The 18,036-nt window shown below is 58.7% G+C and carries 20 protein-coding genes and 1 pseudogene; 13 read left to right on the top strand and 8 right to left on the bottom strand.

The genetic code is table 11. From position 1 onward, the window contains the following. Window positions 1–81 precede the first annotated feature (81 nt). From pspA to tyrR, 7 genes are all read left to right on the top strand, one after another. On the top strand, window positions 82–747 hold the full coding sequence (gene pspA / locus MHZ97_RS09910; RefSeq protein ID WP_103795890.1) for a phage shock protein PspA: 666 nt from the start codon (window positions 82–84) through the stop codon (window positions 745–747). Window positions 748–783: 36 nt separating this feature from the next. Further along, window positions 784–1,008 (top strand): envelope stress response membrane protein PspB, encoded by a 225-nt coding sequence (gene pspB, locus MHZ97_RS09915; protein ID WP_033746941.1) that lies wholly within the window; start codon window positions 784–786, stop codon window positions 1,006–1,008. Beyond that, window positions 1,005–1,352: an envelope stress response membrane protein PspC gene (gene pspC / locus MHZ97_RS09920; protein WP_033746944.1), complete on the top strand. Its 348-nt coding sequence runs from the start codon at window positions 1,005–1,007 to the stop codon at window positions 1,350–1,352. Before pspB ends, pspC begins: the two co-directional genes overlap by 4 nt. Before the next feature lie 56 nt (window positions 1,353–1,408). Beyond that, entirely contained in the window at window positions 1,409–1,654 is a 246-nt protein-coding gene (pspD, locus tag MHZ97_RS09925) for a phage shock protein PspD (protein WP_033746947.1), read from the top strand. Then, window positions 1,638–3,032, top strand: a complete 1,395-nt coding sequence (locus tag MHZ97_RS09930) for a YcjX family protein (RefSeq protein ID WP_103795889.1) — start codon at window positions 1,638–1,640, stop codon at window positions 3,030–3,032. The genes pspD and MHZ97_RS09930 overlap by 17 nt, the downstream gene beginning before the upstream one ends. Next, on the top strand, window positions 3,029–4,096 hold the full coding sequence (locus tag MHZ97_RS09935; RefSeq protein ID WP_239314509.1) for a TIGR01620 family protein: 1,068 nt from the start codon (window positions 3,029–3,031) through the stop codon (window positions 4,094–4,096). The genes MHZ97_RS09930 and MHZ97_RS09935 overlap by 4 nt, the downstream gene beginning before the upstream one ends. 145 nt (window positions 4,097–4,241) lie before the next feature. After that, on the top strand, window positions 4,242–5,822 hold the full coding sequence (tyrR, locus tag MHZ97_RS09940) for a transcriptional regulator TyrR (protein ID WP_103795887.1): 1,581 nt from the start codon (window positions 4,242–4,244) through the stop codon (window positions 5,820–5,822). An 18-nt stretch (window positions 5,823–5,840) separates the two neighbouring features. On the opposite strand, the gene tpx is transcribed toward tyrR, so the two are convergent. Then, entirely contained in the window at window positions 5,841–6,344 is a 504-nt protein-coding gene (gene tpx / locus MHZ97_RS09945; protein ID WP_239314508.1) for a thiol peroxidase, read from the bottom strand. A gap of 150 nt (window positions 6,345–6,494) precedes the next feature. Between tpx and ycjG the strand changes: the two genes are divergently transcribed. Beyond that, the gene (ycjG, locus tag MHZ97_RS09950) at window positions 6,495–7,478 is read left to right on the top strand and encodes an L-Ala-D/L-Glu epimerase (RefSeq protein WP_239314507.1); all 984 of its coding nucleotides are present in this window, start codon (window positions 6,495–6,497) and stop codon (window positions 7,476–7,478) included. Here ycjG and mpaA read toward each other — a convergent pair. After that, window positions 7,453–8,160 carry a murein tripeptide amidase MpaA gene (mpaA, locus tag MHZ97_RS09955; RefSeq protein ID WP_103795884.1) on the bottom strand — a complete coding sequence of 236 codons (708 nt, stop codon included), beginning with the start codon at window positions 8,158–8,160 and terminating at the stop codon, window positions 7,453–7,455. The two genes, ycjG and mpaA, sit on opposite strands and share 26 nt — an antisense overlap. Before the next feature lie 156 nt (window positions 8,161–8,316). On the opposite strand from mpaA, the gene MHZ97_RS09960 reads away from it, so the two are divergent. Together MHZ97_RS09960 and zntB are read left to right on the top strand one after the other, a co-directional pair. Next, window positions 8,317–9,936 carry an ABC transporter substrate-binding protein gene (locus MHZ97_RS09960; RefSeq protein WP_239314506.1) on the top strand — a complete coding sequence of 540 codons (1,620 nt, stop codon included), beginning with the start codon at window positions 8,317–8,319 and terminating at the stop codon, window positions 9,934–9,936. A gap of 119 nt (window positions 9,937–10,055) precedes the next feature. Beyond that, window positions 10,056–11,039, top strand: coding sequence for a zinc transporter ZntB (gene zntB, locus MHZ97_RS09965; protein WP_103795882.1), 984 nt, complete (start codon window positions 10,056–10,058; stop codon window positions 11,037–11,039). Between the two features lie 11 nt (window positions 11,040–11,050). Here the strand turns inward: zntB and MHZ97_RS09970 are convergent, their stop codons facing one another. After that, window positions 11,051–11,206: a hypothetical protein gene (locus MHZ97_RS09970; RefSeq protein ID WP_239314505.1), complete on the bottom strand. Its 156-nt coding sequence runs from the start codon at window positions 11,204–11,206 to the stop codon at window positions 11,051–11,053. Window positions 11,207–11,345: 139 nt separating this feature from the next. Between MHZ97_RS09970 and MHZ97_RS09975 the strand changes: the two genes are divergently transcribed. Continuing rightward, window positions 11,346–11,492 carry a hypothetical protein gene (locus tag MHZ97_RS09975; RefSeq protein WP_239314504.1) on the top strand — a complete coding sequence of 49 codons (147 nt, stop codon included), beginning with the start codon at window positions 11,346–11,348 and terminating at the stop codon, window positions 11,490–11,492. Window positions 11,493–11,542: 50 nt separating this feature from the next. Here the strand turns inward: MHZ97_RS09975 and ttcA are convergent, their stop codons facing one another. Together ttcA and MHZ97_RS22455 are read right to left on the bottom strand one after the other, a co-directional pair. Next, the gene (ttcA, locus tag MHZ97_RS09980) at window positions 11,543–12,472 is read right to left on the bottom strand and encodes a tRNA 2-thiocytidine(32) synthetase TtcA (protein ID WP_239314503.1); all 930 of its coding nucleotides are present in this window, start codon (window positions 12,470–12,472) and stop codon (window positions 11,543–11,545) included. 48 nt (window positions 12,473–12,520) lie between these two features. After that, a pseudogene (locus MHZ97_RS22455) lies at window positions 12,521–12,700 on the bottom strand (site-specific integrase); the annotation flags it as partial. Between the two features lie 220 nt (window positions 12,701–12,920). Here MHZ97_RS22455 and MHZ97_RS09990 point away from each other — a divergent pair. After that, a complete protein-coding gene (locus MHZ97_RS09990; RefSeq protein ID WP_239314502.1) occupies window positions 12,921–13,742 on the top strand; it encodes a CPBP family intramembrane glutamic endopeptidase in 822 nt (273 codons plus the stop codon). A gap of 542 nt (window positions 13,743–14,284) precedes the next feature. Here MHZ97_RS09990 and MHZ97_RS09995 read toward each other — a convergent pair. From MHZ97_RS09995 to MHZ97_RS10005, 3 genes are all read right to left on the bottom strand, one after another. Then, window positions 14,285–15,829: a methyl-accepting chemotaxis protein gene (locus MHZ97_RS09995; protein WP_239314501.1), complete on the bottom strand. Its 1,545-nt coding sequence runs from the start codon at window positions 15,827–15,829 to the stop codon at window positions 14,285–14,287. Window positions 15,830–16,176: 347 nt separating this feature from the next. Beyond that, a complete protein-coding gene (locus tag MHZ97_RS10000; RefSeq protein ID WP_239314500.1) occupies window positions 16,177–16,677 on the bottom strand; it encodes a hypothetical protein in 501 nt (166 codons plus the stop codon). 223 nt (window positions 16,678–16,900) lie between these two features. Beyond that, window positions 16,901–17,353 carry a GFA family protein gene (locus MHZ97_RS10005; RefSeq protein WP_103795878.1) on the bottom strand — a complete coding sequence of 151 codons (453 nt, stop codon included), beginning with the start codon at window positions 17,351–17,353 and terminating at the stop codon, window positions 16,901–16,903. Between the two features lie 161 nt (window positions 17,354–17,514). On the opposite strand from MHZ97_RS10005, the gene MHZ97_RS10010 reads away from it, so the two are divergent. Further along, window positions 17,515–17,901 carry a RidA family protein gene (locus MHZ97_RS10010; RefSeq protein ID WP_239314499.1) on the top strand — a complete coding sequence of 129 codons (387 nt, stop codon included), beginning with the start codon at window positions 17,515–17,517 and terminating at the stop codon, window positions 17,899–17,901. Window positions 17,902–18,036 lie beyond the last annotated feature (135 nt).

Consider the following 18,036-nt stretch of genomic DNA (forward strand, 5'->3'; position numbering starts at 1 on the left):
CAGTAATATAAAAATTGGCACGCCTTTTGAATATAACAACCAGCGCAAAGCGCACCAACATAAACAAAGAGGAACATCATTATGGGTATTTTTTCTCGTTTCGCCGACATCGTTAACGCCAACATCAATTCGCTGCTGGAGCGTGCGGAAGATCCGCAGAAACTGGTACGCCTGATGATTCAGGAGATGGAAGACACGCTGATTGAAGTGCGCTCTACGTCGGCGCGCGCGCTGGCTGAGAAAAAACAGCTGAACCGCCGCATTGAACAGGCGGAAATCCAGCAGGCCGAATGGCAGGAAAAAGCGGAGCTGGCGCTGCGCAAAGAGAAAGACGATCTGGCGCGTGCGGCGCTGATCGAAAAACAGAAGCTGACCGAACTGATCGCCTCGCTGCAGCAGGAAGTGACTCACGTCGATGAGACGCTGGAGCGCATGAAAGGCGAAATCGGCGAGCTGGAGAAAAAGCTGAGCGAAACCCGTGCCCGTCAGCAGGCGCTGACGCTGCGTCATCAGGCCGCCTCCAACTCGCGCGATGCGCGTCGCCAGCTCGACAGCGGCAAGCTGGATGAGGCGATGGCGCGTTTTGAATCTTTTGAGCGCCGCATCGACCATATGGAAGCAGAAGCGGAAAGTCAGCGTTTCGGCAAGTCGAAGTCGCTGGACGCGCAGTTCGCCGATCTGCAGGCCGATGACGAAATCAGCCAGCAGCTGGAAGCGCTGAAAGCCAAAATGAACCGTAGCGAATAACACTATTTGATCTGCGAGAGTGATTAAGGAGAGTCAATGAGCGCACTTTTTCTCGCTATACCGCTGACCATATTCGTGCTGTTTGTTGCGCCAATCTGGTTATGGCTGCACTACAGCAATCGCCGCAGCGGCAACGAACTGTCGGCAGGCGATCTTCAGCGCCTGCAGCAGCTGACGCAGGATGCGGAACGTATGCGCGACCGCATTCATGCGCTGGAATCTATTCTGGATGCCGAGCATCCCAACTGGAGACAGCCATGATTAAACGTAAGCTGTGGCGTAAACCGGACGAAGGGAAGCTGATGGGCGTCTGCGCCGGCGTGGCTGAGTACCTGGATATCCCGGTGCGGCTGCTGCGCGTGATCGTGGTGCTGTCGCTGTTCTTCGGCCTGTTCGCGATTACTATCTGCGCCTACTTTATTCTGGGGTTTGTGCTAGACGTCAAACCGGCAGATGCCGAAGAGGGCGCAGCAAAGCCCAACGCCGGCGAACTGCTCGACCGGCTGGAAAGCGCGCTGCGGCGCGATGAGTACAGCGTGCGCGAGATTGAACGCTACGTTACGTCTGAAACGTTCAGCGTGCGCAGCCGCTTTCGCCAGCTCTGACTTTCCCTGAACGGGGCCGCCACGGCCCCGTTATACCCGTCAACCGGAGGTTTACTTTGTTATATTCACGCACGTCCTCTTTTCGCCGCCGCGCGACCCCCGCGTTGAAGTCGGTCGGGAAATTCATCATTATCAATGCCGTGAGCTATGGACCGGCCGGACTGACCGGCTGGGCGGTAAAATCAGTTGCGCGTCGCCCGCTGCGCATTCTGCTTTCCCTGGCGCTGGAGCCGTTGCTGCAGCGCGTAATGAAGCGGGCGGCGGCGCGCTTCATCAGGGAAAAAGATGATAAACAAGTCTGAACTACTGTCACTACTCAACCGCGGCGCGGATCGTCATCTGCGCCTGGCGGTTACTGGCCTGAGCCGCAGCGGCAAAACCGCCTTTATCACCTCATTAGTTAACCAGCTGCTTAACGTGCACAGCGGCGCGCGGCTGCCGCTCTTTTCCGTGGTGCGCGACGAGCGGCTGCTGGGCGTCAAGCGCATTCCGCAGCGCGATATGGGCACGGCGCGCTTCACCTACGACGAAGGGCTGGCGCAGCTCTACGGCACGCCGCCCGCCTGGCCGACCCCAACGCGCGGCGTCAGCGAAATGCGGCTGGCGCTGCGCTACCGCTCGCAGGATTCGCTGCTGCGTCATTTCAAAGAGAGCGCCACGCTCTATCTGGAAATCGTCGACTATCCCGGCGAATGGCTGCTCGACCTGCCGATGCTGGCGCAGGATTATGTCGACTGGTCGCGGCAGATGGTGGGGCTGTTGCAGGGCGATCGCGCGCAGTGGGCGCAGCCGTGGCGCGAACTCTGCGCCTCGCTCGATCCCTTTGCGCCCGCCGACGAAAACCGACTGGCCGCCATCGCCGCCGCCTGGACCGACTATCTGCACCGCTGCAAAGCGGAAGGGCTGCACTTTATCCAGCCGGGGCGCTTTGTGCTGCCGGGCGACATGGCGGGCGCGCCCGCGCTGCAGTTCTTTCCCTGGCCGCTAGCGGACGAGTCTGCGCGCGGCAAACTGGCGCAGGCTGACAAAGGCAGCAACTTCGCCATGCTGCAGCAGCGCTTTCGCTACTACTGCCAGCATGTGGTGAAGGACTTCTACCGCAACCACTTCCTGCGCTTCGACCGTCAGATCGTGCTGGTGGACTGCCTGCAGCCGCTAAACAGCGGCCCGCAGGCCTTTAACGATATGCGGCTGGCGCTGACCCAGCTGATGCAGAGCTTTCACTATGGGCAGCGCACCCTGTTCCGCCGCCTCTTTTCGCCGGTGATCGACAAGCTGCTGTTTGCCGCCACCAAAGCGGACCATATCACCGCCGATCAGCACGGCAATATGGTGTCGCTGCTGCAGCAGCTGGTGCAGGACGCGTGGCAAAACGCCGCCTTCGAGGGCATCAGCATGGACTGCATCGGTCTGGCGTCGGTGCAGGCGACCCAGAGCGGGCTGGTGGACCATCGCGGCGAAAAGATCCCGGCGCTGCGCGGCGAGCGGCTGGCAGACGGCGAGGCGCTGACCTTCTATCCGGGCGAAGTGCCGCCGCGCCTGCCGGGCCACGCCTTCTGGCAGCAGCAGGGATTTCAGTTTGAACAGTTCCGGCCGCAGCCGCTCGATATCGATCGACCGCTGCCCCATATCCGCATGGATGCCGCGCTGGAATTTTTATTAGGAGACAAGCTGCGATGAACGATGAACAACTCAAGCCGCGTATCGATTTTGCCCGGCCGCTGGATGGGCCGCGCGAGCCCGCGCTGCGCCCGGCGCAGGCGTTCGAGGGTGAGGCGCAGCAGGCGTTTCTCGCCGTCGATGAGCAGGCCGACGAGGTGGTAGAAGAGGGCGCGGGAGAGCGGGCGGTAGAGCAGGCGCTGCGGCCGAAGCGCAGCCTGTGGCGTCGGCTGGTGGGCGCGGGCGTGGCGCTGTTCGCCGCCAGCGTCGCGGCGCAGAGCGTGCAGTGGATGCACGACGCCTGGCTGACGCGCGACTGGTTTGCCCTTGGCAGCGGCGCAGCGGGCGCTTTAATTGTGATTGCCGGCGTCGGCGCCCTCACCAGCGAGTGGCGTCGCCTCTATAAGCTGCGCGCACGCGCCGAAACGCGCGACGTTGGACGCGAACTGCTGCACAGCCACAGCGTTGGCAAAGGGCGCGCCTTCTGCGAAAAGCTGGCGCAGCAGGCGGGTCTCGATCAGGCGCATCCGGCGCTGCAGCGCTGGCACGCCTCGCTGCATGAAAGCCAGAACGATCGCGAAACCGTTACGCTCTATGCGCAGCTGGTGCAGCCGGTGCAGGATCGTCAGGCGCGACGCGAAATCGGCCGCCACGCCGCCGAGTCGACGTTGATGATCGCGGTAAGCCCGCTGGCGCTGGTGGATATGGCGTTTATCGCGTGGCGCAACCTGCGGCTGGTAAACCGCATCGCCGCTATCTACGGCATTGAGCTTGGCTATTTCAGTCGGCTGCGGCTGTTTCGCCTGGTGCTGCTGAATATGGCGTTTGCCGGCGCGTCGGAGCTGGTGCGCGAAGTGGGCATGGACTGGATGTCGCAGGATATCGCCGCCCGGCTCTCCGCGCGCGCCGCGCAGGGCATCGGCGCCGGTCTGCTTACCGCGCGGCTCGGCATCAAGGCGATGGAGCTTTGCCGTCCGCTGCCCTGGCTGGAAGAGGATAAGCCGCGCCTGGGCGATTTCCGCCGCGATCTTATTAGCCAGCTTAAAGAGACGCTGCCCAAAAGCGGCGCGAAGCGCGAAGGCTAAGCGCCTCCTTCTGCGGTGCGCTGCCCTCAGCGCGAAGCGCACCGCAGACTGAACAGAACTGTCAACTTTTGCTTCCACGCCTCTTCAGACCTGCCGCAAGTTAGCGTATTATCTCCCGATTCTTCACCTGACTAAGGCCATCGCAATGCGTCTTGAAGTCTTCTGCCAGGACCGCATCGGTCTGGCGCGCGAGCTGCTCGATCTGTTAGTCGCCCGTAACATCGATTTACGCGGCATAGAAATCGCGGCGCTCGGCCGTATTTACCTTAACTTCTCTGCGCTTGAATTTGACCAGTTCAGCAGCCTGATGGCGGAAATCCGCCGCACGCCGGGCGTAACCGACGTGCGCACCGTCGCCTATATGCCTTCGGAGCGGGAACATCGCGCCCTGAGCGCGCTGCTGGTCGCCATGCCGGAGCCGGTTTTTTCCATCGACCTGAAAAGCAAAGTGGAGCTGGCGAACCCGGCTGCGCAGCAGCTGTTCGACCTCGACGAGCAAAAAATTCGCAACCACAGCGCCGGCAACCTGATTAGCGGCTTTAACTTCCAGCGCTGGCTGGAGAGCGACCGCGTCGAGGCGCAGGCGCAGCATGTGGTGATCGACGGCCGCGACTTCCTGATGGAGGCGCGTCCTATCTACCTGACCGCCGATGAGGGCACGGGCGACCAGCCGGTTGGCGCCATGGTGATGCTGAAATCCACCGCGCGCATGGGGCGTCAGCTGCAAAACCTGGTGGTAACCGACGAGTCGGAGTTTGACCATATCATCGCGGTGACGCCGAAGATGCGTCAGGTGATCGACCAGGCACGCAAGCTGGCGATGCACGACGCGCCGCTGCTGATCGTCGGGGATACCGGCACCGGCAAAGATATGCTGGCGCGCGCCTGCCACCTGCGCAGCGCGCGCGGCAAGAAGCCGTTCCTGGCGCTAAACTGCGCCTCGCTGCCGGACGACGTTGCGGAGAGCGAACTTTTCGGCCATGCCGCCGGCGCCTATCCCAACGCGCTGGAGGGGAAAAAAGGCTTTTTCGAGCAGGCCAACGGCGGCTCGGTGCTGCTGGATGAGATTGGCGAAATGTCGCCGCGTATGCAGACCAAGCTGCTGCGCTTCCTGAACGACGGCACCTTCCGCCGCGTCGGGGAAGAGCATGAGGTGCATGTCGACGTGCGCGTTATCTGCGCCACGCAGAAGAACCTGATTGAGCTGGTGCAGCGCGGCGAGTTCCGCGAAGATCTCTTTTATCGCCTGAACGTGTTAACGCTGCATCTGCCGCCGCTGCGCGAGCGTCCGCTGGATATTTTGCCGCTTACCGAGATGTTTGTGGCGCGCTTTGCCGACGAGCAGGGCATCCCGCGTCCGCGCCTCTCGCCGCAGCTTAACGGGCTGCTGACGCGCTACAACTGGCCGGGCAACGTGCGCCAGCTCAAGAACGCGCTCTACCGAGCGCTGACCCAGCTCGAGGGGCATGAACTGCGTCCGCAGGATATCGTGCTGCCTGAACAGGCGCTGGACGCCTCGCTGGGGGATGAGGCGATGGAGGGCACCCTTGATGAGATCACCAGCCGCTTTGAGCGCTCCGTGCTCACCCGCCTTTATCTCTCCTATCCCAGCACGCGAAAGCTGGCGAAACGCCTTGGCGTTTCCCATACGGCTATCGCCAACAAGCTGCGTGAATATGGGTTAGGGCAGAGGCGCGGCGAGCAGGAGGAGAAAAACGGCGGCTGACAGCCGCCGGGGTAAAAGCTACTTCAGTACGGCCAGCGCCGCGTCGTAATCGGGTTCCGTGGTGATCTCGTCTACCAGCTGGCTGTACAGCACTTTGTCATGCTCATCCAGCACCACCACCGCGCGCGCCGTCAGGCCCGCCAGCGCCCCTGCAGAAATTTCCACGCCATAATCCTGTTTGAACTCAGCGCCGCGCAGCGTCGAGAGCGTGACGACGTTATTCAGGTTGTCGGCACCGCAAAAGCGCGACTGCGCAAACGGCAGATCGGCGGAGACGCACAGCACTACCGTGTTGGTCAGCTCGCTGGCCAGCTGGTTGAAGCGGCGCACCGAGGCAGCACAGACGCCGGTATCGACGCTGGGAAAAATATTCAGAACCTTGCGTTTTCCTGCATACTCAGAGAGCGACACGTCGGAGAGATTTTTTGCCACCAGCGAAAAGGCTTTAGCCTGCTCGCCTGACTGGGGAAAGTGACCAGCAACCTCAACCGGGTTGCCCTGAAAATGTACAGTATGAGACATAGTAATTCCTTAAACGTCAGAAAAAAGCGTGACTGGCTACAGGTAAGTATGGTTTGAAAAAAGATTTATGACATATCTATAAAAGGCTTACGAGCCTTAAACGCAGATTATCCGAGACGTCGCGCATTTATCGAATGACATGGAGAGAGTATGAGAACGGTAAAAAGCTATCCCGAGTCCTGGCCGCTGCATACCCCTTTCGTCATCGCTCGGGGTAGCCGCACCGAAGCAAAAGTGGTGGTGGTGGAGATCGAGGAGGATGGCGTCAAAGGCACCGGCGAGGCGACCCCCTATGCGCGCTACGGCGAAACGGAAGCGTCAGTGCTGGCGCAGATCGCGGAGATTCTGCCGGGGCTGCAGCAGGGCATGACGCGCGACGCCCTTCAGCTGGCGATGCCGGCCGGCGCGGCGCGTAACGCCATCGACAGCGCGCTGTGGGATCTGCAGAGCCGCCAGCAGCGTCGGGATCTCTGGGCGCTGAACGGCGTCAACCCGCCTGCAGAGGTGGTGACGGCGCAGACCATCAGCATCGATACCCCCGAAGCGATGGCGAGCAGCGCCCGCGCGCTCTGGCAGCACGGCGCAACCCTGCTGAAAATCAAACTGGACGATACCTTTATTACCGAGCGTCTGGTGGCGATCCGCGCGGCGGTGCCGCAGGCGACGCTGATTGTCGACGCCAACGAGTCCTGGCAGGCTGAAGGGCTGGCGGCGCGCTGCCAGCTGCTGGCGGATCTGGACGTAGCGATGCTGGAGCAGCCGCTGCCCGCCGGTCAGGATGCGGCGCTGGCAAACTTTATCCATCCGCTGCCCATCTGCGCCGATGAAAGCTGCCATACCCGCGACAGCCTGCCGGCGCTCAAGGGACGCTATGAGATGGTCAATATCAAGCTGGATAAAGCGGGCGGCCTGACCGAGGCGCTGGCGCTGGCCGCAGAAGCGAAGGCGCTCGGCCTTGAGGTGATGCTTGGCTGCATGATCTGCACCTCGCGGGCGATCCATGCCGCGCTGCCGCTGGTGCCAGCGGCGCGCTTCGCCGATCTGGACGGGCCGACCTGGCTGGCGGTGGATGTTGAACCCGCCATTCAGGTCAGCGCCGGTCGGGTAGTTATCGCTGCCAGCGCAGCAGGTTGATCATCGCCTCAAGATAGCGCTCCGTGGCTTCATCAACCGAAATAGCCGGCATCTCGGCGGTAATGCAGGGCAGGCCGAGATCGTTGCACCAGCTGCCGAACGAGCCGGGCGTATCGTAGCCGACGCTGCTGACGACCGGCAGCGCGGTCTGCTGCGCCAGCCAGCGGCCAAGCTCGCTGTCGCGCGGATCGTCGATGCAGGCCAGCGGCTCATGCCAGGAGACCACCCAGCGCGGCTTCAGCCCGTGGATCAGCTCGCACAGCGCCTGCGTCTCCGGCTCGGAGCCGGGGCGATCTCCGGTTGAGAGCAGCACGTCGCGCGTCTCCGCGACGCTGTTCCAGCGATAGACCGTGTCGCCGCTCTGCCAGTTGGCTGCCGGAAAGTTGCGGTTAAGATCGACGCCGTGCGCGTTGGCGCGCAGCCCCAGCTGACAGCCGTCTGGATTGACCGCCAGCACCACGTGGTGCCGACGCAGCCGGTCCGGCAGCGTGCGCATCGCGGCGGAAAGGGTGGCGATAGCGGCGTTTTCATCTCCGTGGGTGCCCGCCAGGATGAGCCCGCTGTCGCTATCGGCGGCCGGCGCGGGAAACCAGAGCAGCGGCGCGCCCAGCACGCTGTCGCCGTAGCGCTGATACGGGATCTCAAGTTTTCCGCGTCGTGGTCGCGGGTGTAACACCGTCATCGGCTTTCTCCTCAGTTACCCTCTGCAGACAAAGTAGCGGAAAAGCCGCGCGCGGAAAATCGCTATTTATCCTTCAGGCATTTGCGCTACAGTGCCGGGGTCATGCTGCGCCCGGTAGTGCGTTGCGCAGCGCTTCATTAGGGTAAGGGAGTGAAGATGAAAAGCACATTTCGCCACACGCTGACGGCGCTGATCCTCGCCGGCATCGCCAGTCCGGTGCTGGCGGCGCAGCTGCCGCCCGGTGCGCAGCTGGCCGCGAAGCAAGAGATTGTCCGCCATATCAAAGATGAGCCCGCCTCGCTCGATCCGATGAAAGCCGTGGGGCTGCCGGAAATCCAGGTAATCCGCGATCTCTTCGAGGGGCTGACCAGTCAGGATGCGCAGGGCAATATCGTGCCGGGCGTCGCTGAAAGCTGGAGCAGCAGCGACAATAAAACCTGGATTTTCACGCTGCGCGGCAATGCGAAATGGTCGAACGGCGAGCCGGTGACGGCGCAGGATTTCGTCTACAGCTGGCAGCGCCTGGTCGAGCCGAAAAACAGCTCGCCCTTTGCCTGGTTTGCCGGGCTGGCAGGCATCAGCAACGCGGGCGCGATAACCAAAGGCGAGCTGCCGGCGGATCGGCTCGGCGTCAGCGCCGTGGACGCGCAGCACCTGAAAGTGACGCTGGACCGGCCCGTGCCCTGGTTCCCGGCGCTGGCGGCCAACGTCGCGCTGTTCCCGGTGCCGCAGCGCGTTATCGCCAGTGCAGGCGACGGCTGGACCGCGCCGGGCAAGCTGGTGGGCAACGGCGCTTATCAGCTGGCGTCGCGCGTGGTGAATGAGAAGATCGTGCTGGTGCGCAATCCCGCCTACTGGGATGACGTGCACTCGGTGCTGACCAGAGTGACCTTTATTCCCATTAACGAAGAGTCGAGCGCCACCAAGCGCTACCGCGCGGGCGATATCGACATCACCGAATCTTTCCCGAAAAACATGTATGCGCAGCTGAAAAAGACGCTGCCGGGCGAGGTTTATACGCCTGACCAACTCGGCACCTACTACTACGCCTTCAACACACAAAAGGGCGCGACGGCGGATGCGCGCGTGCGCAAGGCGCTGTCGTGGAGCATCGACCGCCGCATTATCGCAGAGAAGGTGCTGGGCACCGGCGAGAAGCCCGCCTGGCGTTTTACCCCCGACGTGACCGCAGGCTTCAGGCCAGTACAGTCCTATATTGAGCAGCACAGCCAGCAGGAGCTTAACGCCCAGGCGAAAGCGCTGCTGACCGCCGCAGGATATGGGCCTGGCCGCCCGCTGCATCTGACGCTGCTCTACAACACCTCGGAAAGCCATCAGAAAATCGCCATCGCGGTGGCGTCGATGTGGAAGAAGAATCTCGGCGTTCAGGTCACCCTGCAAAATCAGGAGTGGAAGACCTATATCGACAGCCGCAACAGCGGCAATTTCGACGTTATTCGCGCCTCCTGGGTCGGTGACTACAACGAGCCCTCCACCTTTCTTAGCCTGCTGACCAGCGGCAACAGCAGCAATATCGCGCGCTTCAGCAACGCCGATTACGATGCGGTTCTCGCCCGGGCGCGCGGCGAAACCCAGGCTGATGCGCGTAACAGCGACTATAACAAAGCAGAGCAGATTCTCGCTGAACAGGCGCCGATTGCGCCAGTCTATCAGTACACCAACGGTCGTCTCATCAAGCCGTGGGTGAAGGGCTATCCCATCAATAACCCTGAAGATGTCGCCTACAGCCGCGAGCTGTGGATCGAGAAGCACTAAGCCCGATGCGGCCTGCCCGGCAGGCCGCCTGCGGACACCTTTGCTCACAGCCTGAGGATTGCAACTCAACCGCGCCGCGCTAGACTGTATCGTATTGATTTTTTTAGTGAGGCAAGTGAGTGAACGTCATTGAAGGCAAAGCGTTACAGGTATCCGACGCCATTATCGCCTGTCAGCTGGATGGCAAGGGCGGCCTGATCCCGATTGAAGATAAGGACGTTATCCACTGTGAACGTCCCTGCTGGCTGCATCTTAACTATACCCATCGGCAAAGCGCCGAATGGCTGCAGTCTACGCCGCTGATCCCCGATACGGTGCGCGACGCGCTGGCGGGCGACAGCATGCGGCCGCGCGTCAGCCGTCTTGGCGACGGGTTTATGATCGTGCTGCGCAGCGTCAACCACAACGCCGACTCCCGGCCGGAACAGCTGGTGGCGATGCGGGTCTTTATCAACGACAAGCTGATTGTGTCAACGCGTCGCCGCAAGGTTTATGCGGTGGATGCGGTATTGACCGATCTGCAGAACGGCAATGGGCCGGAAGATGGCGGCAGCTGGCTGGTGGACATTTGCGACGCGCTGACCGATCACGCCAGCGAATTTATCGAAGAGCTGCATGACAAAATCATTGTGCTGGAAGATGCGCTGCTGGACCAGCGCGTGCCGGCGCGCGGCGAGCTGTCACTGCTGCGCAAGCAGCTGATCGTTATGCGCCGCTATATGACGCCGCAGCGCGACGTCTATTCACGCCTCGCCAGCGAGAAGCTGCCGTGGATGGATGACAGCGACCGCCGTCGCATGCAGGAGGTCTCAGACAGGCTGGGGCGCGGGCTTGACGATCTCGATGCTGGCGTGGCGCGCACCGCCGTGCTGGCCGATGAGGTCGCCTCGCAGATGGCGGAGGCGATGAACCGCCGCACCTACACCATGTCGCTGCTGGCGATGATCTTCCTGCCAACAACCTTTCTTACCGGGCTGTTCGGCGTCAACCTCGGCGGCATGCCGGGTGCCAGCTCGCATTTTGGCTTTAGTATCTTCTGCCTGCTGCTGCTGCTTATGATTGTCGGCGTCGCCTGGTGGCTGAAGCGGCGGCGCTGGCTGTGACAATAATGTAATCAAAAGGTTGTAAAAGTTAACGGCAGGGCAATAATCCGTCGCAGCGGGCAAAAAAGGAAGGAAAGCTGATCGAGGTCAATAACCCTGTCGTGCAACAGCGGCAGAATCTGTTCCGCAGGTGGATGCAACGTCAAGCGATGGGCGTTGCGCTCCATATTGTCTTACTTCCTTTTTTAGAATTACTGCATAGCACATATTTAATTCGATACGCCGGCCTTATCCGCCGGCTTTTTTTTGCCCCTGCGGCTGAGTTATACCTATGCTTAAAGGACAACGACCACAGAGGAGCAGGGTATGACATCCATTATCACCAGCGATCCGATTCCTACCGATCCCGTTCCGATCCCCGATCCAATACCGCAGCCGCCGCCGAGCCCGCAGCCCGATCCGCAGCCAGAGCCAGGCTATCCGCCGATCCTCGATCCGCTGCCGCATCAGTAAAAAAAAGGGCGCGCTGATTCAACAGCGCGCCCTTTTTTACTGGCTGCGGCTTACGGCAGCTGCAGCACGTCGAGGCGAACCGCCGGCGCGGCTTCCTCCTCTTCCTGCCAGCCGGCAGGCTGCATCGGCAGCGTTTCGCGGTCAAAGGCGAGATCGCCGCCGTCCACCACCGCATCGCCGTGCTGAATGTTTTTAAAATCGAACAGGCTGGTATCCGCCAGGTGCGACGGCACGACGTTCTGCATTGCGCTGAACATCGTCTCCAGTCGGCCCGGATAGCGTTTATCCCAGTCGCGCAGCATATCGCCAATCACCTGGCGCTGCAGGTTCGGCTGCGATCCGCAAAGGTTGCAAGGAATAATCGGGAACTTGCGCGCCTCGGAGAAGCGCACGATATCTTTTTCGCGGCAGTAGGCCAGCGGACGGATCACGATATGCTTGCCGTCGTCGCTCATCAGCTTCGGCGGCATTCCTTTCATTTTTCCGCCGTAGAACATGTTGAGAAACAGCGTCTGCATAATGTCGTCGCGGTGGTGGCCCAGCGCGATTTTGGTGCAGCCCAGTTCGGTGGCGGTTCGGTAGAGAATGCCGCGGCGCAGACGTGAGCAGAGCGAACAGGTGGTTTTGCCTTCCGGGATCTTCTCTTTAACGATGGAGTAGGTGTCTTCCTCGACGATTTTGTATTCGACGCCCAGCGACTCCAGATATTCCGGCAGGATATGCCCTGGAAAACCCGGCTGCTTCTGGTCGAGGTTAACCGCCACCAGCGAGAAATTAACCGGCGCGCTCTGCTGCAGATTGCGCAGGATCTCCAGCAGCGTATAGCTGTCTTTACCGCCCGACAGGCAGACCATGATGCGGTCGCCTTCTTCAATCATATTGTAATCGGCGATTGCAGCGCCGACGTTACGACGCAGACGCTTCTGGAGTTTATTGAGGTTGTACTGTTCTTTCTTGTCAACCGTTTGATTTTCTTGCATTTTCTTTGTCTCTGAAACCAAAAGGGGCAGATAAGCGGCAACATCTTTCTGCACGTTTTTTTGCCCCATCTGACTGGCTATAAAAGAGGGGGTGGCGCCAGCTGACAACAATCAGCAGGCAAAAGCATGCCGCGTATGGTACGGATTACGGCGCCGAATGCCAGCACGTTTTACTGCGGCGTCCCAGCGTTATCTTGTGCTGGAGAGAGACCAGGGCTTCTGTGCGCCTTTCAGGGCGTGCGGATGCGTGCGGCGGCGGCTTTACTCAGTGGCGACGCCATTAGTTAATGGTTATCAGCCTGAAGTTAAATGCATAGTGCTGACTTAAATCAATCCCTGCCGGGGAATAGCGCTTTAATCTCCCCGGCTGCTTTGGCTTTTAATTTTGAAATCACCCCATGCAGCATCGGTAAGTTACAATGTCTGTATTTATCATTGAGAATCTATAATGTGGTATTTTCTTGCGGCTTCACTCCTTTCCCTCAGGGTTAATAAAATTATATCTGGCTTTTTACTGGCGGTGGCCGTGGGGCTGGGTTACGTTAATCAGGTGATTGATTATCACGCGCTGTTTTTACTTTTAGTCGTTGTTGGCAACTATCTTTTAATGATATCCGTCGGGGAAAAGAGCAGAAAAATAAAAGAGGGGCTTAGCTGCATCAATTTGTTAATCGCCCTGGCACTGGCGCTACACCTTATTCCGGGGTTTGATAACCCGAAGGTGCTGGATTCAGTTATTGCGGGTTCACAAAGTGCTCCCTTTACGATGTATTATAATTTTGATAAAGCCCTTATTCCTTTCGTTCTTCTGATTAGCATGAAAACGCTATTTGTGGCGAAACCCGCTAAACAATCGGGCGTGCTGGGCTGGGCGTTATTAATTGTCTCCGTTCCCGCGCTGTTGCTGTTGGGGGTTGCACTGGGTGGTCTGAGGATTGAACCGCATTTGCCAGCCTGGTTTGCTCAGTTTGCTCTTGCCAATCTGTTTTTTGTCTCCCTGGCTGAAGAGGCTTTGTTCAGGGGCTATGTGCAGCAGCGGTTAACGCAATTTATCTCGCCTGTTCTGGCGCTACTCATTACATCAGCGCTATTTGGTGTGATGCACTATGCGGGGGGATGGCTGCTGGTGTTTTTTGCAGGCTTGTCCGGGATTATTTATGGGCTTGCATGGATGTGGAGCGGGAGATTGTGGGTTGCAGTGATGTTTCATTTCGGTTTGAACTGCGTTCATTTATTATTCTTCACTTATCCCTTCTATAGTCGGCATTAAGCAGGAACAACCAATAGCGCTGAGAGAGGGTGAATAAATAACGTCAGGCATTACAGCTTTGGTTAATCGGTAATGCCTCCTTCGTTGATCCAGCACCCGGAATAACCCCAAAAAACTGATATAAAATGCTGCCGCTGCGGTGAATCCCCCTGTGCGGAGGGGCTAAGCCAGCTTAATGCACTGCTAAGTATGCATGGCGGGTCAGGTTCTGGCTTTTCTGACTCACCGGGAGGCACCCGGCACCGCAGCTGTTGCACGCGTCCCTGGCTGTCTGGCCTGCGCCCGGGACAGGCCTTTTCCGCGTTTCCCGCGCGTCGTTCGGGGCGGCAAAGCGCAGGTTCTGCAGGCCCGCGCCGTCAGTTCCCTGTGACGCAGGCCGGAATAAAGGGTAACCTGCCCAGGTTTCAGATCGGGCCTGGGGCAGGTCTTCTGGCACTTCGTTATGCGTTAAGGTGTGTCAGCGCTATTGCTTTTCCACCGGATCAGCGCGCCTGTTCAGCCTGCGCAGCATCTGCTACCTCTTTGCTTCCGATTTTTACAGGTCATACCCTGAATACCTCAATCATTGTGCGCAGGGAGTGGGCTTGCTCAGAGAGCGACTGGGAGGCGGAGGATGATTCCTCGACCAGCGCCGCATTGTTCTGCGTGACTCCATCCATCTGGCTGACGGCGATGCTGACCTGAGATATGCCCTGCATCTGTTCGGAGGAGGAAAATGAAAGGTTGTCCATCGATTCGGCCAGTTCGCCAACCATCCCGACAATTTTAAGGATGCTCTGCCCGGCTTCTGTCGCTGCTGCCACTCCGGAATCTACAACGCTTACGGCGTCCGCCATCAGTCGCTTAATATCAGACGCGGCGTTTGCGCTGCGCTGGGCAAGCGTTCTGACTTCACCCGCCACTACCGCAAAGCCACGACCGTCCTCACCGGCACGCGCGGCCTCGACGGCAGCATTTAGCGCCAGGATGTTGGTCTGGAAGGCGATGCTTTCAATAACGGAGGTAATTTCCTGTACTTTTGCTGCGCTCACGGATATCGCATTCATCGTTTCCGACATACGCTGAACGTCTCTCTCGCCTGAACGAGCAAGCTGTGCCGTTTCACGCGCGGAGCCGGCCGTCTGCTGTGCTCCCTCAGTATTACTTTTCACCGTTGCCGTAAGCTGTTCCATGCTTGCAGCCGTTTCCTGCAGCGCAGCGGCCTGCTGTTCGGTGCGCGAGGAGAGCTCCGTATTGCCCTGCGAAATCTCGTCGGCGGCCAGCGCCACGGAGGCAGACGCATCCCTGATCTGGGACACCAGACCTCGCAGATTTGCCTTCATGCCATCAAGCGATGCCAGCAGGCTGCTTGTGTCGTTGCGCCGCAGTATAACCGGCACCGTCAGGTCGCCCGCTGCGATGGCGGCGGCCAGCGCCTGAGCCTGTGCCGGCTCGCCGCCCAGCTGGCGCATCAGTATGCGGCAGATAACGATGCAAACTGACACCGCCGTTATAACGGAAAACAGGCAGAGCAGGGCGAGCATCAGCCTGGCGTTAGCCACGTTGTCGCTTAGCTCATGCACCCTGTCATTACTCAGCTGCTTCTGAATATCAGCCAGTTCATTCAGGCCCTTCAGCAATCGCTGCTGGGCGGGACGCACCGTTTTCAGCAGATAAGCGGTGGTCTCCTGATCGTTATTCTGCAGAGCCATCTTTCCGGCGTTGATCAGCGTCTTTAGCGCGTCATCCTCAGCGGCCAGCACTTCTTCAAGCACAGCCTTGCCGTTAGCGGTGACGTTTTGCGACATGTTTTTAACCAGCAGCTCCCGCTCTTTGATATATTTATCACGCTGCGTTTCCAGCCGCTGCCACTCAAGCTGCATCTCTTCGGGCGAGCTCATCAGTGCCATATTGCGCACAGCAATAGCCATATCCCGCACATTGCCCCGCATATCCAGGGCAAGAGTAAGCCGCTTCATCCTGTTGTTGACTACGTCGTCCATGCCTCGTTGCGCTTGCGTTAGTCCATTGAATGCAACTCCTGTACAGATAATCAGGAGCAGTACAAGTAATCCAAATCCAGTTCCAATACGTGTAGAAACTTTCATCATACTTCCCTTTGTTTAATATCACCGAGCGTTACTATCGGCTTCACAGGCGGTTACTTCATGGCCTTTACAAAATAAATTGGCATCAATCTAATCGAGAGCGACTTATGTTGCGTAACGAGATGGAAAGGAGTGCGATGCGCGTGTCTGCTGGCTTCCCGACGCGGGGTGCAGCATGCAGCAGAGAGCCGCTTGCCGATCTCGCTGGCGCGGCGGCTGACGTCATTGCAGGATGAAGTGGCGAGGGAATAGGGCTGACATACCGGCAGGGAGGCCAGCATAACGCGACCCTCAGCCGGGCCGATGTTCGCTTCGGCGAAAAGCGAACCTGTACTGAACTGGCCCGATCAGAGTCGGGTCAGGAACTGATCTATATCGTTACGGCTGGACAGCCTTATCTGACGACTATGACTGACTTGAGAAAAAACAGAGAGATGGCCTTGATAACTGCTCATTCCGGTTCGTTTTTCATATAAGGAGGCCCATTCCAGCAAGTCTTTAAACGCTTCAACTGAGCCACTGTTTCTGATCCCGCGGGCTGTAATGTTTTCAACACATTCCGCTGGCTCAGGCGTTAGCCATATAACATGTGAAGCATACGCGGCGACTTTCTCTGCAATCCAGCCATAGACGCCCTCTATAATCCAGCGCTCACTCTCTGCGATCGCCAGAACATCGTTTAGTACATCGGCTTTAGCCCGGGCTCTGCCGTAGCCTCCTTGCTGCCAGTTGAGCGTATCCAGATCTGTAACAGGCAGCTTGTTAAATGCAGACAGACGTGCAGCCAGCCAGCTTTTACCTGAACCGCTGTTTCCCATAATTAGCACACGCTGTAAGTCATTACGCATATTCAACTTCTTATCGGAGTCGTTGCTGGCTGCCAATGATATACAGAAACAACAGCATGAAAACCTGTTTCTCTACACCCGGCGGCTTCAGGGGGGCATGCCTTCTCCGCGCGTTGGAGTTATAGAGGCCACTGCTGGCACAAAGCGGGCAGGTTGCCGGTTAGCAGAGGCAGCCTGCTGTTATTATCTGTTCTCCAGGCAAAGCAAGCCGGAATAACCCCTGTTATTCCGGGGCGGGGAGATCAAGAAGCGTTAGCAACAGCGTCAGTGAGGCTGGGGCATCGCCATATCTGCACTCACCGGCAACGGAATCCCACGGCATCGCATCGTCGAGGCAGAAATCACCGGCGCACGTCATTTCCGTGCGGGTATCCAGCAGGCCTGCGGGGATCCATACCCACGGGGAGTTACGCAAAGTATTAGGCACCGTGCTGCCACAGGATCGGCAGAAGTCGTTGCGATACCCCTGAGGACGCTGCCACGTAGCGATCGCTTCTGCGGCGCCTTCCGCCCAGGCAAAATCTTTGGCGCTGACCAGTGTCGCCAGGTTATGCCCGGTCCCGCTCTGCTTTCGGCAAAGCGAACAGTGGCAGCGATAATATTTTCGCGGCAGAGTGTAGAGCTGAAACGCCACCTTGCCACAAAGGCAGGTTCCTTTTGCAACAGCGTCATTCATCGCATATTTCCCTGGTTAGCGGAGGCTGTGAGTCTCTGTCCCGCCACAGTACGGCGGGGTTGCAGCTGGTGATCCCCGGATAGAGCGGAAGTTATACTCTCATAAAACAAACTTAGCCCGCGCCACCCGATAGCGTGTTTTTAGCACCTGGAGAGCAAATCATGAAAAAATCGATAGTACCTAAAGAATTTCAACACTATTTCACCGACTGGCACTTCTCTCCTGCTATCGAGGCAGATGGCACCCTCTATCTTTCAGGCGTTACCGCAGCCCGCAAGGATAAACCTGTCAGCAAGCATCCTGAAGAACAGTTTCATGATGCCTTTTATAAGCTCGGGATTTATTTACAAGCCGCCGGTTTAAGCTATGAGCACATCCTTGAGATGACAACTTTTCATATTGATTTAAAAAAACATATAGCGGTGTTTTCGAAAGTAAAAGACGAGTATATAAAGGCACCATACCCGGCCTGGTCCGCCATCGGGGTAGCAGAATTTATCCCCGAAAATGCGCTTGTTGAAATGCGGATTGTAGCAAGAAGACCATGATAAGCGCCGGCTCGAAAAGCGTAATCATCGCCACTTTAAGCACAGCGGATAGTCACCGGCAGCTAAAGAGCCTGAAAGCACGGCGCTATAGCACATATAACCAATGCCAGCTGCAATGCAGCGGCTGCCAGACAC

This window comes from Pantoea sp. ACRSC (assembly GCF_022346785.1).
Classification (GTDB): Bacteria; Pseudomonadota; Gammaproteobacteria; order Enterobacterales; family Enterobacteriaceae; genus Pantoea; species Pantoea alvi.

What these genes read in the sequence shown, in the direction of transcription:
- pspB (WP_033746941.1), top strand. Translation starts at nt 784, where the DNA reads ATGAGCGCACTTTTTCTCGCTATACCGCTGACCATATTCGTGCTGTTT.
- MHZ97_RS09935 (WP_239314509.1), top strand. Translation starts at nt 3,029, where the DNA reads ATGAACGATGAACAACTCAAGCCGCGTATCGATTTTGCCCGGCCGCTG.
- MHZ97_RS10000 (WP_239314500.1), bottom strand. Translation starts at nt 16,677, where the DNA reads ATGCGTAATGACTTACAGCGTGTGCTAATTATGGGAAACAGCGGTTCA.
- MHZ97_RS09930 (WP_103795889.1), top strand. Translation starts at nt 1,638, where the DNA reads ATGATAAACAAGTCTGAACTACTGTCACTACTCAACCGCGGCGCGGAT.
- MHZ97_RS09990 (WP_239314502.1), top strand. Translation starts at nt 12,921, where the DNA reads ATGTGGTATTTTCTTGCGGCTTCACTCCTTTCCCTCAGGGTTAATAAA.
- mpaA (WP_103795884.1), bottom strand. Translation starts at nt 8,160, where the DNA reads ATGACGGTGTTACACCCGCGACCACGACGCGGAAAACTTGAGATCCCG.
- MHZ97_RS09970 (WP_239314505.1), bottom strand. Translation starts at nt 11,206, where the DNA reads ATGGAGCGCAACGCCCATCGCTTGACGTTGCATCCACCTGCGGAACAG.
- MHZ97_RS09960 (WP_239314506.1), top strand. Translation starts at nt 8,317, where the DNA reads ATGAAAAGCACATTTCGCCACACGCTGACGGCGCTGATCCTCGCCGGC.
- ttcA (WP_239314503.1), bottom strand. Translation starts at nt 12,472, where the DNA reads ATGCAAGAAAATCAAACGGTTGACAAGAAAGAACAGTACAACCTCAAT.
- pspA (WP_103795890.1), top strand. Translation starts at nt 82, where the DNA reads ATGGGTATTTTTTCTCGTTTCGCCGACATCGTTAACGCCAACATCAAT.
- MHZ97_RS09975 (WP_239314504.1), top strand. Translation starts at nt 11,346, where the DNA reads ATGACATCCATTATCACCAGCGATCCGATTCCTACCGATCCCGTTCCG.
- tyrR (WP_103795887.1), top strand. Translation starts at nt 4,242, where the DNA reads ATGCGTCTTGAAGTCTTCTGCCAGGACCGCATCGGTCTGGCGCGCGAG.
- MHZ97_RS09995 (WP_239314501.1), bottom strand. Translation starts at nt 15,829, where the DNA reads ATGAAAGTTTCTACACGTATTGGAACTGGATTTGGATTACTTGTACTG.
- pspC (WP_033746944.1), top strand. Translation starts at nt 1,005, where the DNA reads ATGATTAAACGTAAGCTGTGGCGTAAACCGGACGAAGGGAAGCTGATG.
- ycjG (WP_239314507.1), top strand. Translation starts at nt 6,495, where the DNA reads ATGAGAACGGTAAAAAGCTATCCCGAGTCCTGGCCGCTGCATACCCCT.
- MHZ97_RS10005 (WP_103795878.1), bottom strand. Translation starts at nt 17,353, where the DNA reads ATGAATGACGCTGTTGCAAAAGGAACCTGCCTTTGTGGCAAGGTGGCG.
- tpx (WP_239314508.1), bottom strand. Translation starts at nt 6,344, where the DNA reads ATGTCTCATACTGTACATTTTCAGGGCAACCCGGTTGAGGTTGCTGGT.
- MHZ97_RS10010 (WP_239314499.1), top strand. Translation starts at nt 17,515, where the DNA reads ATGAAAAAATCGATAGTACCTAAAGAATTTCAACACTATTTCACCGAC.